Consider the following 13194-nt stretch of genomic DNA (forward strand, 5'->3'; position numbering starts at 1 on the left):
CGAATGGTTATGATGCTACCATTGTCAGCCGATATGCAGATGCAGCAGCGCCGGAATTTGCGATAACAGCCACAGGCCGAGGCCGATAGTGCCGCCGACCAGCGTGCCGTTGATGCGAATAAACTGCAGATCCTTGCCGATGTTGAGCTCGATCTGTCGCGACATATCGCGCGCGTCCCAGCTTTTGACCGTATCGCTGATATGGCGAGTGAGGAAAGCGGAGAATTCCGGCGCCACCCGATGCGCCGCCTGCTCAAGATGCTCATTCAGCGATTCACGCAGCGCGTCGTCGCGCACCAGCGTTTCGCCGAACCACTGACCGGCCTCGGCGATCCGCTGCTTGATGCGCGAATCGTCACTGCTGATATCGTTTTTCACCCAGCCGCGCAGATCCGCCCACACCTCGCCGAGATAGCGATTAAAGGTCTCATCGTTTTTCAGATACGCTTTGATGTTATCGGCTTTTTGCGCCATTTGCGGGTCGGATTTCAGATTGTCGATAAGCTTCTGCGCCGCGCGGTCGAAGGCCTGACGAATCTGGTGCGTGCGGTCCTGAGTGACCTCATCGAGCAGCGTATTCACCGCGTCAGTCACCATTTCGGCGCTGTGCTCGCCAAGCCACTCGGTGGGTAACAGTTTGGCCTTCAGCGGATGTTCGGTCTCCAGCCAGTGCACGATACCGCGGGCGATAAAGGCGCGGGAGCTGTCGCGCTGTAGCAGGGCGATCAGCTGGCTTATTAGTGAATCCAACAGCTTTTGATGACGGTTATCGCGGGTTAGCCCCTCCAGCATCATGGCGCTGGTCTGCGTCAGGTCGACCTTATCGATAGCCTTGTGCACCGCGCGCCGCAGCAGACGCTGAATACGGGTATCATCGGTGAGCTCGAGAAAACCGCTCATCACCTGTAGCAGATGTTGACCCACACGGCGGGCGTTTTCGGGCTGGCTGAACCAGTTGCCGAGCATCAGGGCCGGTTCATAGCGGCGGATCAGCGCCACCAGAGATGGGGTATCAAGAAACTTCTCCTGCACGAAATGGCCAAGATTATCGGCGATCCGGTCTTTATTACGCGGGATGATCGCCGTATGGCGGGCGACAAACGGCAGCGGAATGCGGCGAAACAGGGCCACCACCGCAAACCAGTCGGCCAGCGCCCCGACCATCGCCGCTTCGGAAATAGCCTTTAGCGCGCTGACCCACGGCGTCGGCGGTAGCAGCAGCGTAGTGATAAACAGCGCCGCCGCAATGAGCAGCAGCGACAGCGCCAGCAGTTTGGCGCGTTTTAATTCAGCGAGTTTTTCCATAGGTTTAAGCATATAACCTGACGGCGAGGTCATGCAAAAATTGGCAGCACTTCCTGTGCCTGCGGGTCAATTTGCGAGTGGGCTGCCAATATTGGATAACGATTGCAGCACGCAGAAATTAGCTTTCGGCACGGCTCGTGAAAACGCTTTTTGCCAGGTGTCTGAGGAAAACCAGCAGCGTAAAGTCGCAGCAGAATTGGCTGGCAGGGGCGAACACATGGAAAAGTCCACAACGTCTACGCCGCATGATGCGGTTTTCAAAAAATTTCTCACGCACACTGATACCGCGCGTGATTTTTTGTCGATCCACCTACCGCCCTTGCTGCGTCAGATTTGCGATCTCAATTCGCTACAGCTGGAATCAGGTAGTTTTATCGAAGAGAATCTGCGAGCCTGGTATTCGGATGTGCTGTGGTCGGTAAAAACGACTTCTGGCGAGGGCTACATCTACGTGGTTATCGAGCATCAGAGTTCACCCGATGCGCAGATGGCGTTTCGCCTGATGCGCTATGCTATTGCCGCTATGCAACGTCATCTCGACGGTGGCCATAATACCTTGCCGCTGGTGGTGCCGATGCTGTTCTACCATGGCTGCGTGTCTCCGTATCCCGGGTCGCTTAACTGGCTCGATAGGTTTGCTGACCCGCTGCTGGCGAGGGCGCTTTATTCGTCACCCTTTCCGCTGGTAGATATCACCGTTATCCCGGACGATGAAATTGTGGGACATCGACGCGTGGCGCTATTAGAACTTATGCAAAAACATATTCGTCAGCGTAATTTAATGGGCATCGTCGAGCAGCTAACGTCAATTTTACTTAGCGGTTACGCTAATGACAGGCAGCTAAAAACGCTATTTAATTATTTGCTGCAAACTGGCAACGTGCGCCGCTTCGGCCGGTTTATTCGCGAAGTCGCGCATCGGGTTCCTCAGCATAGGGAGAGATTGATGACCATCGCCGAAAGATTACAGGAAGTTGGCCGCAGAAAAGGCAAACGTGAAGGGCGGCTTGAAGGATGGCAAGAAGGTAGACAAGAAGGGCAGCACGCCGAAGCGCAGCGAATTGCGAGGATGATGCTTGCCGACGGTATTGCACCTGAAACCGTACTGAAGATCACCGGTCTGGACGCCGAAGAAATAGCCACGTTATCACATTAATGATGCCGTTATGCCGGGGCGCTCCAGGGACGTCCCTGCTATCCACCCTCATGGAATATTCCGGATATACCTAACTTTACCCGCATCGTCAGCTATCTCGACTACCCTTAATATCCTTAGCGGCATTTTTGACTGCGTTAATAGCGATAACAAGGAGACATGCGATATGGCTTATCAGACAGTGAATCCTGCGAATAACCAGCTAATTAAGAGCTATCCCGCACACAGCGATGCGGACGTGGAGGCGGCGCTAAAACAGGCCAATGCGCTTTATCATTCTGCATGGGCGAAAGGCGATATTGCGCAGCGTCTGCCGGTGTTGCATAAGCTTGCCGATCTTATCGACAGCCGGGCGGAGGAGCTGGCGAAAATCGCCAGCCAGGAGATGGGGAAGCTCATTAAACAGAGCCGCGGCGAGGTCAAACTCTGCGCGCAGATCGCCCGCTATTATGCCGACAACGCCGAACGGTTCCTGGCGCCGGTGAAGTATCCCTCCGAGTCTGGCGAAGCCTGGGTTGAGCATCATCCCATCGGCGTCTTAATGGCGGTGGAGCCGTGGAACTTCCCCTATTACCAGTTAATGCGCGTGCTGGCGCCAAATCTGGCGGCCGGTAACCCGGTGATTGCCAAACATGCCAGCATCGTTCCGCATTGCGCCGAGACCTTCGCGTATCTGGTGCGCGAGGCTGGCGCGCCGGAAGGGGCGTGGACCAATCTGTTTATCTCCCAGGATCAGGTGGCGAAAATCATCGCCGACGATCGGGTGCAGGGCGTGGCGCTGACCGGTTCGGAAAAAGCGGGCGGCATCGTAGCGGCGCAGGCGGCGAAACATATCAAGAAAGCGACGCTGGAGCTGGGCGGCAACGATGTGTTTGTAGTGCTCGACGATGCCGACCTGGAACGCGCGGTGAAAATTGGCGTACAGGCGCGGCTGAACAACGCCGGGCAGGTTTGCACCGCCGCCAAGCGCTTTATTTTGCATGAAAAGATCGCCGAGTCGTTCCTGACCAAATTTAGCGATGCCTTCCGCCAGGTGAAGATCGGCGATCCGCTGGATGAAAGCACTACGCTTGGCCCACTTTCCTCGAAAGATGCGCTGGAAACCTTAAGCAAGCAGGTCGACGAGGCGGTGAAGCATGGGGCCAAATTACACCTTGGCGGCAAGCCGGTTTCGGGCGAAGGCAACTTCTATGAACCCACCATTCTGACGGGAATTACCCGTGATAACCCGGCGTACTTCGAGGAGTTCTTTGGCCCGGTGGCGCAGATTTACGTGGTGAAAGACGATGATGAGGCGATTGCGCTCGCCAACGACTCTCACTACGGCCTGGGCGGCGCGGTGTTCAGTCAGGACATTGAGCGGGCGAAGCGCATGGCTTCGGGGATTGAAACCGGCATGGTCTATATCAACTGGTTAACGGATACCGCGCCGGAGCTGCCTTTTGGCGGCGTGAAGCGTTCCGGCTTTGGCCGCGAGCTCTCCGACCTCGGTATCAAAGAGTTTGTGAATCAGAAGCTGGTGGTCGTTCGCCGCTAAACCACCCTGCGCGCAATATCCCTCTCCCATCGGGAGAGGGTAACCTTTTTGCCGCGGCTATTTGCGTAGCCCGGCAAACGCGGCGCGGATTTCCTCTTCCGGCAGCTGAATGCCGATAAACACCAGCGTGCTGTGCGGCGTTTCATCGCCCCACGGGCGGTCCCAGTCGGCGCTGTAGAGGCGCTGCACGCCCTGGAACAGCAGGCGATTTGGCTCGCCGTCGATCCATAGCATGCCTTTATAGCGCATCAGTTGCTCGGCGAAGGAGAGCAGCAGGTTTTCCATCACCCGTGACACCTCACTGATATCCACCGGATAGTCGAGCTCGACCACAATCGACGAGACGTCGTTCTGTTTTTCCGCCACGAAGTGAAAGCGCGGTGTGGCGCTGACAACCTTCTCTTCGAGCATAAAACCGCTGGTATTAAAGAGCAGGCTTAAATCGATATCGCCGTGGATGACGGTATAAATTGGCGCCCGCGCGTTGATGCGCGCCAGCCGTTCGCGCAGCTTTTCGGTGTCGCCGGCGACATCGGTTTTGGTTAACAGAATCCGGTCCGCGTAGCCGACCTGCGACTGGGCAATGGTGAACTGATCCATCTGCTGGTCGGCATGGACGGCGTCGACCAGGGCGATCACGCCGTCCAGCAGATAGCGTTCGCAAAGCACCTCGTGGGAGAAAAAGGTCTGGATAATCGGCCCCGGGTCGGCCATGCCGGTGCACTCAATCACCAGTCGGTCGAAGGCAATCTCGCCGCGATCGCGGCTGTCGAGTAGATCGAGCAGGGCATCCTCCAGTTCGTTGGAGCGCGTACAGCAAATACAGCCGTTGGTCAGGGTTTTAATCTGCGTGGCGCGATCGCCGATCAGCTGGTCGTCAACGGACACTTCGCCAAATTCATTTTCAATCACGGCGATTTTGAAACCGTGCTGCTCATTAAGGATGTGGCGCAGCAGGGTGGTTTTTCCCGCGCCGAGAAAACCGGTGAGTAGGGTGACTGCAATCGGTGCCATTATTGCCTCCATTAACAGCAGCGTACGCCGCCTTTGCCGTCGCCGCCGTAGCGGGCCTGCTGGCGTTCGCGGAAGAATTCTTCATAAGTCATGTACGGCTGATCCGGATGGTTGGTTTGCATATGGGTGACGTAGTTGTCGTAATCCGGAATGCCGATCAGCATTTTTGCCGCCTGACCGAGATATTTTTTTGCCTGACCTAAGTTACCAAACATTGTGAGTTCCAGATAACGAATAAAGCCGGATGGCGGCTAGCGCCATATCCGGCCTACGTTAATGCGCTTTTGGTAGGCCGGATAAGCGTAGCGCTATCCGGCATCAGGGTTAATGATGTGACGAGGTTTTCACGCCGCCTTCCGGTACCGGCACATACGGAGTCTCTTTGTCGGTACGCACCTTATTGTTGCGGACATTGAGCCAGGTTTTGATGCCGTAGAAGATGATGCTGTACACCACCACCAGGAACAGGATGCTCAGGCCGGCGTTGGTGTAGTTGTTAACCACGATATGGTTCATGTTGGCGACCTGCTGCGCGGTCAGCTCGCCGCCGGCGGCAATCTTCTCTTTATACTGCTGAGCCATAAAGAAGAAGCCTTCCATCTGCGGGTTGGTGCTGAACAGTTTCAGACCCAGCGCCCAGGTGGTGCACAGCAGCAGCCACGCAGCCGGAATAACGGTAACCCAGATATATTTGGTGCGCTGCATTTTGATCAGCACCACCGTGCCGAGCACCAGCGCCACCGCGGCCAGCATCTGGTTAGAAATACCGAACAGCGGCCACAGGCTCTTCACGCCGCCCAGCGGGTCGACCACGCCCTGATACAGCAGGTAACCCCACAGGCCGACGCAGCCGGCGGTACCGATAATACCGGCGACCAGCGAGTCGGTTTTTTTCAGGAACGGCACGAAGTTACCCAACAGATCCTGCAGCATAAAGCGGCCTGCGCGGGTACCGGCATCCAGCGCGGTGAGGATAAACAGCGCTTCAAACAGGATACCGAAGTGGTACCAGAAGCCCATATCCGCCATCGGGATGATTTTGTGGAACACGTGAGCGATACCGACGGCCAGCGTCGGCGCGCCGCCGGCGCGGTTCAGTACGGAAGGTTCGCCGATATCTTTCGCCGTTTGCAGGATCTGCTCAGGTGAAATTACGAAGCCCCAGGAGCTGACGGTCGCCGCCGCGTGGACGGTCACTTCTTTCAGCTGCGCAGCGATCATCGCCGCGTTTTCACCGCCCATTTCGTGCAGGTTTGGCATGACGATGCCAAGGCCCGCCGGCGGGGTGTTCATCGCGAAGTAGAGACCCGGTTCGATAATTGATGCCGCGACCAGCGCCATGATGGCGACGAACGACTCCATCAGCATCGCGCCGTAGCCGATAAAGCGGGCGTCGGTTTCGTTGGCCAGCAGCTTCGGCGTGGTGCCGGAGGCGATCAGCGCGTGGAAGCCGGAGACCGCGCCGCAGGCGATGGTGATAAACAGGAACGGGAACAGCGCGCCTTTCCACAGCGGGCCGGTACCATCAATGTACTGGGTCACTGCCGGCATTTTCAGGTCCGGGTTGAGGATAACGATCCCCAGCGCCAGGCCGACGATCACGCCGATTTTCAGGAAAGTGGCCAGATAGTCACGCGGCGCCAGAATCAGCCATACCGGCAGCAGCGCGGAGATAAACGCGTAGCCAATCAGGGTAAAGGTGATGGTGGTGTCTTTAAAGGTCAGCGCCGGGCCCCAGTACGGGTCGTGGGCAATGATGCCGCCAAACCAGATAGACGCCACCAGCAGCACGATACCGATAACCGAGACTTCACCGACGCGGCCAGGGCGCAGGAAGCGCATATAAATACCCATAAACAGCGCGATAGGCACCGTCGAGCAGACGGTAAAGACGCCCCACGGGCTCTCCGCCAGCGCTTTCACCACGATGAGCGCCAGCACCGCGAGGATGATGATCATAATCAGGAAGCAGCCGAACAGGGCGATAGACCCCGGTACCGGCCCCATCTCCTGTTTAATCATCTCGCCCAGCGAGGCGCCGTTGCGCCGCGAGGAGATAAACAGCACCATGAAGTCCTGTACCGCGCCCGCCAGCACCACGCCGGCCAGTAGCCACAGGGTGCCCGGCAGATAGCCCATCTGCGCGGCCAGTACCGGGCCGACCAGCGGGCCGGCGCCGGCAATAGCGGCGAAGTGGTGGCCGAACAGCACGTAGCGGTTGGTCGGCACGTAGTTCAGGCCATCGTTATTAATGACCGCCGGCGTCGCGCGCGTTGGGTCAAGCTTCATCACCTTCTGCGCGATATACAGGCTGTAATAACGGTAGGCGACGAGGTACACGGAAACCGACGCGACGACGATCCACAGCGCACTGACGTGCTCACCGCGGCGCAACGCGACGACTGAGAGGCAAAATGCCCCGATGATTCCAAGAATCACCCAGGGTATGTGCTTGAGTAGTTTTTTGGTATCCATAGTAAAACCTGGCGTTAATTAGATTAATAATTGGCCGAAGCCGTCTGGTTTTGTGTTTGGGTTGGTGGAGGTATTGATTAGCTAGGCTAGCGTCGATCTTGCCAGAACTGCGCGCGCGTAAAGTTGGGTAAATGAGTGAGTGGTTGTATGGGGGGTTAAGCGGTCGCTAGCTGGGGTAAGCGGTTGGCTATGAAGTGAACAGGAGATAAATATGTGATTGAGATCACAGGGTATTATGACCGGGAAGATGGTCATGAAAGATAAGGCTCCTCCCCGGGCGGAGAGGAGCAGACGAGGCCATTACACCGCGACTTCCATTTCCATCATCACCGGATGGAAACGGCGTTTAAAGTAAATCAGGCCGTGCCCTTGCGGGCTCAGGGTAATATTGCGGATCTCCACCAGATACACCAGGTGGGTACCAATGGTTTGCACCTGGCTTATCTCGCCTTCGAGGCTGGCCAGCGAGCCTTTCAGCACCGGCTGCCCGAGCGCGCCCTGCTGCCAGCCGCTGAGGGCAAACCGCTCTTCCATCGTCACCCCGGTCATCCCGGCGAAGTGACGGGCCATGATTTCCTGTTCGTGGTTCAGCACGTTGATGCACAACTTGCCGTTGCCCTGAAAGACCGGGTTCATCGCGCTGTTGGCGTTGATACAAACCATTACCGATGGCGGCGTATCCGTCACCGAGCAAACCGCCGTGGCGGTAATGCCGCAGCGGCCGGCTTCGCCTGCGGTGGTGACAACGTTAACCGCCGCCGACAGGCTGGCCATGGCATCGCGAAAACGCAGGCGTTGTTCATCTAATTGCATTATGACCTCCCGCTGTGAATTACTTCAGCAGCTTATCCAACATGTTGATATCAGCGTTATTGTGCAGATGCGGCACCGTCCAGCCGTTCTGGTCGTACTCGGACAGGCAGCGGTCAACCATCGCCATCATTTTGTCCATATTGCCGGAGCTCTGCGCCTGACGCAGACACTGCAGGCGAATTTCATCCTGGCTACCGGAGTAGTTGATTTCATACAGTTCATGACGGCCGCCGAATTCGCTGCCGATCGCGTCCCACATTAGTTTGAGGATCTTGATACGTTCAACGTGATCCATACCGTTGGAGCCGCGCACGTACTTCGCCAGATACTGGTCGATCTGCGGGTTGTTCAGATCGCGGGCGCTGGACGGCAGATAAATCAGGCCGCTGGTGACGTTACGCTCGATGATGTTCTTGATCTTGGCGTAGGCCATCGGCGCCATCACGCGATAGGTCTGCAGCGCGGCGTGATCCGGCAGCCATGCGCCGTTGACCCACGGCGTCGCTTCCGAGCACATAGAATCGCTTAACGCCCAGAACATGTTGCGCCACGCCACCACTTCGCCAAGGTCGGCCTGCACGCCGCGGAATTCGAGGGTGCCGGTACATTCCAGAGAACGCTTCAGCAGGGCGGTGATAAAGTCCAGTTTTACCGCCAGGCGCACGCAGGCCTGCAGCGGGTACATGCGGGCGAAACCGCCTTCCATGGTCCAGCGGCGGCAGCGGTCGAAGTCGCGATAAATCAGTACGTTCTCCCATGGGATCAGCACCTTATCCATCACCAGAATCGCGTCGTTCTCGTCGAAACGGCTGGAAAGCGGATAGTCGTACGGCGAGCCGGTCGCACCGGCGACCATCTCATAGGAGGCGCGGGAGATAAGCTTGACGCCTTCGGCATCCATCGGCGCGACGAACATCAGCGCGAAGTCCGGGTTCTCGCCCATCACCTGCGCGGAGCCGAAGCCGATCATGTTGTAGTGGGTCAGCGCTGAGTTGGTGGCGACCACTTTCGCGCCGCTGACGATGATCCCGGCATCGGTCTCTTTTTCCAGCTTGATGTAGACGTCCTTCACTTCATCAGCCGGCTTGTGGCGGTCGATCGGCGGGTTGACGATTGCGTGGTTAAAGTACAGGCCGGTTTCCTGAATGCGGGTGTACCAGTTGCGGGCGTTCTGCTCGAACTGGCCGTAAAACGCCGGGTTGGCGCCCAGCGCGCAGCCGAAGGCGGCTTTGTAGTCCGGGGTGCGGCCCATCCAGCCGTAGCTTAAGCGCGACCACTCGGCGATGGCGTCGCGCTGCTGGCGCAGATCGTCGGCGCTTTTCGCCACGCGGAAGAATTTATGGGTGTAGCCGCCGCTACCGGTATCGGTGCCCCAGCACAGGGAATCCTGCATCTCCGGTTTGTGCAGCGCATCGTACAGCTGAGCGACAGAAGCCGCGGCATTACGGAAGGCCGGATGCGTGGTGACATCCTTCACGCGCTCGCCGTAGATATAAATTTCGCGGCCATCCTGCAGGCTTTTTAAATACTCTTCGCCAGTTAACGGGCGTTTCGCGTCGGCGCGGAAATCTTCAGGTTTCATAGGGGCCTCTTCAGTATTTATCGGAATAATGATGTTAAATATATGTTTTGTTTTTGTTGTTTAATTGAAGCGGTTATTGCGCTTGTCGTGAAGGGACGTTTGCGACAACGGCGGGTACTTTTCAGGCGGGAGTGAATTTTGTGATCTCTGCAGCTTTTGGCGGGCGGCGCGGCGCTGACAGGCCCTATGGACCGTAGCCCCGGCAAGCGCGGCGCCGCCGGGGTATTACGACACCGGTACTTTTTGCGCCCGGTAACTGCTTGGCGAGCAGCCGACCTGGCGGCTAAAAAAGCGCGCAAAATAGGCGGGATCTTTAAACCCCAGTTGCCAGGCTATCTCATTGACCGCGCTATCGGAAAACAGCAGCAGCCGCTTCGCCTCGCGTAGCTGGCGGTCGAATATCAGCCGCTTCGGGGGGCGGTTGGCGAAGCGGCGGCAGATATCGGTCAACCGCGATTCGGTCAGATGCAGCTCGTTGGCGTAATCCGGTACCGTCCAGTGTTGATGAAAGTGGCTGTCGATCATCTGGTTAAAGCGCTGGAATAATTTCAGCTCGCCGCGCATGCCGCTGGCGGCATGATCGTCGAGCCTGGCGTTGCGCAGCAGCAGGGTAAATACCGCCTGCGCCAGCAGCGCCAGGGTATGCTCGCGCCCCGGCAGCTGAGCGGTGGATTCGCGGCGAATCAGCTGCCAGTAGTGCGCCAGCGCCGCCAGCTCGTCGGGTTTATCCGCCAGCGACAGGCAGATCCCCGGCAGGCCGAAGGTCTCCCGCGTGCCGGGATAAAGCACCTCCAGCAGCGGCCAGATGAGCTCTTCGTGCACCGTCAACACGTGACCATCGCTATCGGACTCGGTAATAAAGGCGTGCGGCACCGAAGGCGGCGTTATCACAAACAGCGGCGCCTGCACCGAGTAGCGATGGTCATCAAGCTGCAGCTCAATCTGCCCGGTATCAAGAAAGTGCATCTGAAAATAGCGGTCGTGGCGATGCGCCTGCATGTCGCGGCCAAAAAAGGCCGCCATACGGGCAAACGACTGATAGTGCACCTCTTCGGTACCCAGGCTCTCGTCGTAATCTTTATTGATATCGATGTTGGCGATTGAATGCTGACACATACCCGCTCCTTAGTGGCCTTTTTGCGCCGCTAAGCCCGGCGCGGCGGCGGCGGCATCGCGCTGGCTCATCGGAATGCGGTTGAGCACCAGCGCGCCGACGATTAGCAGCCCGGCGACAAACCACAGCCCGGAGCTAAAGCTGCCGGTGGTATCGCGCAATATGCCGATCAACAGCGGGCTGACGGCAGAGCCGACGTTGCCGATGGCGTTGATCACCGCCAGTGCCACCGCGCGCGATTGCAGGCTGATCACCCGATCCGGGGTGGTCCAGAAAATGGCCATCGCGGTAAAGGATCCCACCGAGGCCATAACAATACCGATCAGTTGGATCAGGCTGTGGTGGGTTGCCGAAGCCAGCAGCCAACCCGCCGCGGCGAACAGGTAGGGCAGGATGGTATGCATCTTGCGCTCTTTGCGGCGGTCGGAGCGGCGACTCCACCAGATCATGCCGAAAATGGTGCAGAACTGCGGGATCGCCGCCAGCAGGCCAATCATGATGTTGCTGCTGCCGGTGTTAAAGCTCTGCAGGATCTGCGGCGTCCAGATATTAATGGCGCTGAGGGTATTGGTCAGGCAGAAGTAGGCGAGGGTATACATCAGCACCGCCGGCGTCAGTACTTCGCGCAGCGTGGAGCGCGGCGAGGCCGGGACGATCGCCGCATGTTCCCGTTCGCGATCGATCATCGCCTTCAGCGCCTGTTTCTCTTCGTTGTCCAGCCAGTTGGCTTTATCCGGCGTGTCGTTGAGGAAGAACCAGGTGACGACGCCGAGTACCACCGACGGCAGGCCTTCCAGCAGAAACAGCCACTGCCAGCCTTTCAGGTTCCACAGGCCGTCGAGCGCCAGAATATAGCCGGAAAGTATCGAGCCGAGCATCATGGTCACCGGCATGGCGATCATAAACAGGGCGTTGGCGCGGGCGCGATGGTAGGCCGGAAACCACCAGGTCAGATAGACGAGGATCCCCGGCAGAAAGCCGGCCTCGGCGATGCCGACCAGCATGCGCAGGATGTATAGCGTATGTGGATTGGTGGCGAACATGGTACAGGTCGAGGCGATCCCCCAGACCACCATGATCCCGGCAATCCAGCGGCGCGCGCCGACTTTCGCCAGCATGATATTGCTGGGGATCCCGCACAGCACGTAGGTGACGTAGAACAGCGTCGCCGCCAGGCCGAACATGGTGGAGGTCAGGCCGAGATCTTTGCCCATCGTCAGGCCGGCGAAACCGATATTAATTCGATCCAAAAATGAGAAAACAAAGAGAACAAACAGGAAGGTAATCAGGCGGCGGAACAGCTTTTTGATCACCCGGTTTTCTACTTCAACGGCTTTATTATCATTGTGTTGCAGGGTAGAGGTAGTCATGTTGCGCTCCACATTATCCGTTCAATAGACGGATTTATTGTTATCGGTTGTGGTCGTTGCGGTGTGGGTAAAACGGGCCGCCAGCGCTTCTGCGCCGCGGGCCAACAGGGTGGTATCGACGCCGACGGCGACGAACAGCGCGCCCAGTTCGAGATAGCGTTTCGCCAGTTGTTCATTGGCCATCAGGATCCCCGGCGCCTTGCCGGCCTGACGGATTTGCTGGATGGCATCTTCGATGGCGGCCTGCACTTCCGGGTGCTGCGGATTGCCGCCGTGGCCCATATCGGCGCTGAGATCCGCCGGACCGATAAACACGCCGTCCACCCCGTCGACATCGAGGATCTGCGGCAGATTTTTCAGCGCTTCGCGGGTCTCAATCTGTACCAGTACGCACATGGCGTCGTTGGCCCGGTGGATATAGTCCGGGACGCGATTCCAGCGCGAGGCGCGGGCCAGCGCGCTACCGACGCCGCGGATGCCGGCTGGCGGGTAGCGGGTGGATCTGACCGCCAGCCGCGCTTCTTCGGCATTCTGCACCATCGGCACCAGCAGGGTCTGTGCGCCGACATCCAGCAGTTGTTTAATTTGTACCGGATCGTTCCACGACGGGCGCACCACCGGCTGGCTGGGGTAGGGCGCAATGGCCTGAAGCTGGGCCAGCACCGTTTGTACATTGTTGGGCGCGTGTTCGCCGTCGATCAGCAGCCAGTCGAAGCCCGCGCCGGCCAGCAGTTCGGCGCTGTAGCTGCTGCACAGCCCGAGCCACAGGCCGATTTGTGGACGCCCGGCCTTGAGCGCCTCTTTAAATGCGTTGTTCATGTTGCTCTC

Annotated in this window: 11 protein-coding genes; 2 read left to right on the forward strand and 9 right to left on the reverse strand. The window is 58.1% G+C overall.

Annotated elements, in window-relative coordinates:
• Positions 1–24: 24 nt before the first annotated feature.
• The gene (locus tag PGS10_RS21395; RefSeq protein WP_165430622.1) at positions 25–1317 is read right to left on the reverse strand and encodes a DUF445 domain-containing protein; all 1293 of its coding nucleotides are present in this window, start codon (positions 1315–1317) and stop codon (positions 25–27) included.
• A gap of 205 nt (positions 1318–1522) precedes the next feature.
• Here PGS10_RS21395 and PGS10_RS21400 point away from each other — a divergent pair, with 205 nt between their 5' ends.
• Both PGS10_RS21400 and PGS10_RS21405 read left to right on the forward strand, forming a co-directional pair.
• On the forward strand, positions 1523–2461 hold the full coding sequence (locus tag PGS10_RS21400; RefSeq protein ID WP_316423502.1) for an Rpn family recombination-promoting nuclease/putative transposase: 939 nt from the start codon (positions 1523–1525) through the stop codon (positions 2459–2461).
• A 166-nt stretch (positions 2462–2627) separates the two neighbouring features.
• Positions 2628–3998 carry an NAD-dependent succinate-semialdehyde dehydrogenase gene (locus tag PGS10_RS21405; RefSeq protein WP_047078034.1) on the forward strand — a complete coding sequence of 457 codons (1371 nt, stop codon included), beginning with the start codon at positions 2628–2630 and terminating at the stop codon, positions 3996–3998.
• A gap of 57 nt (positions 3999–4055) precedes the next feature.
• On the opposite strand, the gene yjiA is transcribed toward PGS10_RS21405, so the two are convergent.
• The 8 genes from yjiA to hpaI form a co-directional block, all read right to left on the reverse strand.
• Positions 4056–5012, reverse strand: coding sequence for a GTPase (gene yjiA, locus PGS10_RS21410; RefSeq protein ID WP_015368442.1), 957 nt, complete (start codon positions 5010–5012; stop codon positions 4056–4058).
• A gap of 11 nt (positions 5013–5023) precedes the next feature.
• Positions 5024–5227, reverse strand: coding sequence for a YbdD/YjiX family protein (locus tag PGS10_RS21415; protein WP_002887451.1), 204 nt, complete (start codon positions 5225–5227; stop codon positions 5024–5026).
• Between the two features lie 109 nt (positions 5228–5336).
• Positions 5337–7487, reverse strand: coding sequence for a carbon starvation CstA family protein (locus tag PGS10_RS21420; protein WP_045395482.1), 2151 nt, complete (start codon positions 7485–7487; stop codon positions 5337–5339).
• A gap of 300 nt (positions 7488–7787) precedes the next feature.
• Entirely contained in the window at positions 7788–8300 is a 513-nt protein-coding gene (locus PGS10_RS21425) for a 4-hydroxyphenylacetate 3-monooxygenase reductase subunit (RefSeq protein WP_002887467.1), read from the reverse strand.
• Positions 8301–8319: 19 nt separating this feature from the next.
• On the reverse strand, positions 8320–9882 hold the full coding sequence (gene hpaB / locus PGS10_RS21430) for a 4-hydroxyphenylacetate 3-monooxygenase, oxygenase component (RefSeq protein ID WP_002887473.1): 1563 nt from the start codon (positions 9880–9882) through the stop codon (positions 8320–8322).
• Between the two features lie 225 nt (positions 9883–10107).
• Complete coding sequence (gene hpaA, locus PGS10_RS21435; protein ID WP_004182836.1) at positions 10108–10998, reverse strand: 4-hydroxyphenylacetate catabolism regulatory protein HpaA; 891 nt, start codon at positions 10996–10998, stop codon at positions 10108–10110.
• 9 nt (positions 10999–11007) lie between these two features.
• Positions 11008–12366: a 4-hydroxyphenylacetate permease gene (hpaX, locus tag PGS10_RS21440; protein WP_316423459.1), complete on the reverse strand. Its 1359-nt coding sequence runs from the start codon at positions 12364–12366 to the stop codon at positions 11008–11010.
• A gap of 21 nt (positions 12367–12387) precedes the next feature.
• Positions 12388–13185 carry a 4-hydroxy-2-oxoheptanedioate aldolase gene (hpaI, locus tag PGS10_RS21445; protein ID WP_045395484.1) on the reverse strand — a complete coding sequence of 266 codons (798 nt, stop codon included), beginning with the start codon at positions 13183–13185 and terminating at the stop codon, positions 12388–12390.
• Positions 13186–13194 lie beyond the last annotated feature (9 nt).

Origin of the sequence: Klebsiella sp. 141153 (genome assembly GCF_032601995.1) — a bacterium.
Lineage (GTDB): Bacteria > Pseudomonadota > Gammaproteobacteria > Enterobacterales > Enterobacteriaceae > Klebsiella > Klebsiella aerogenes.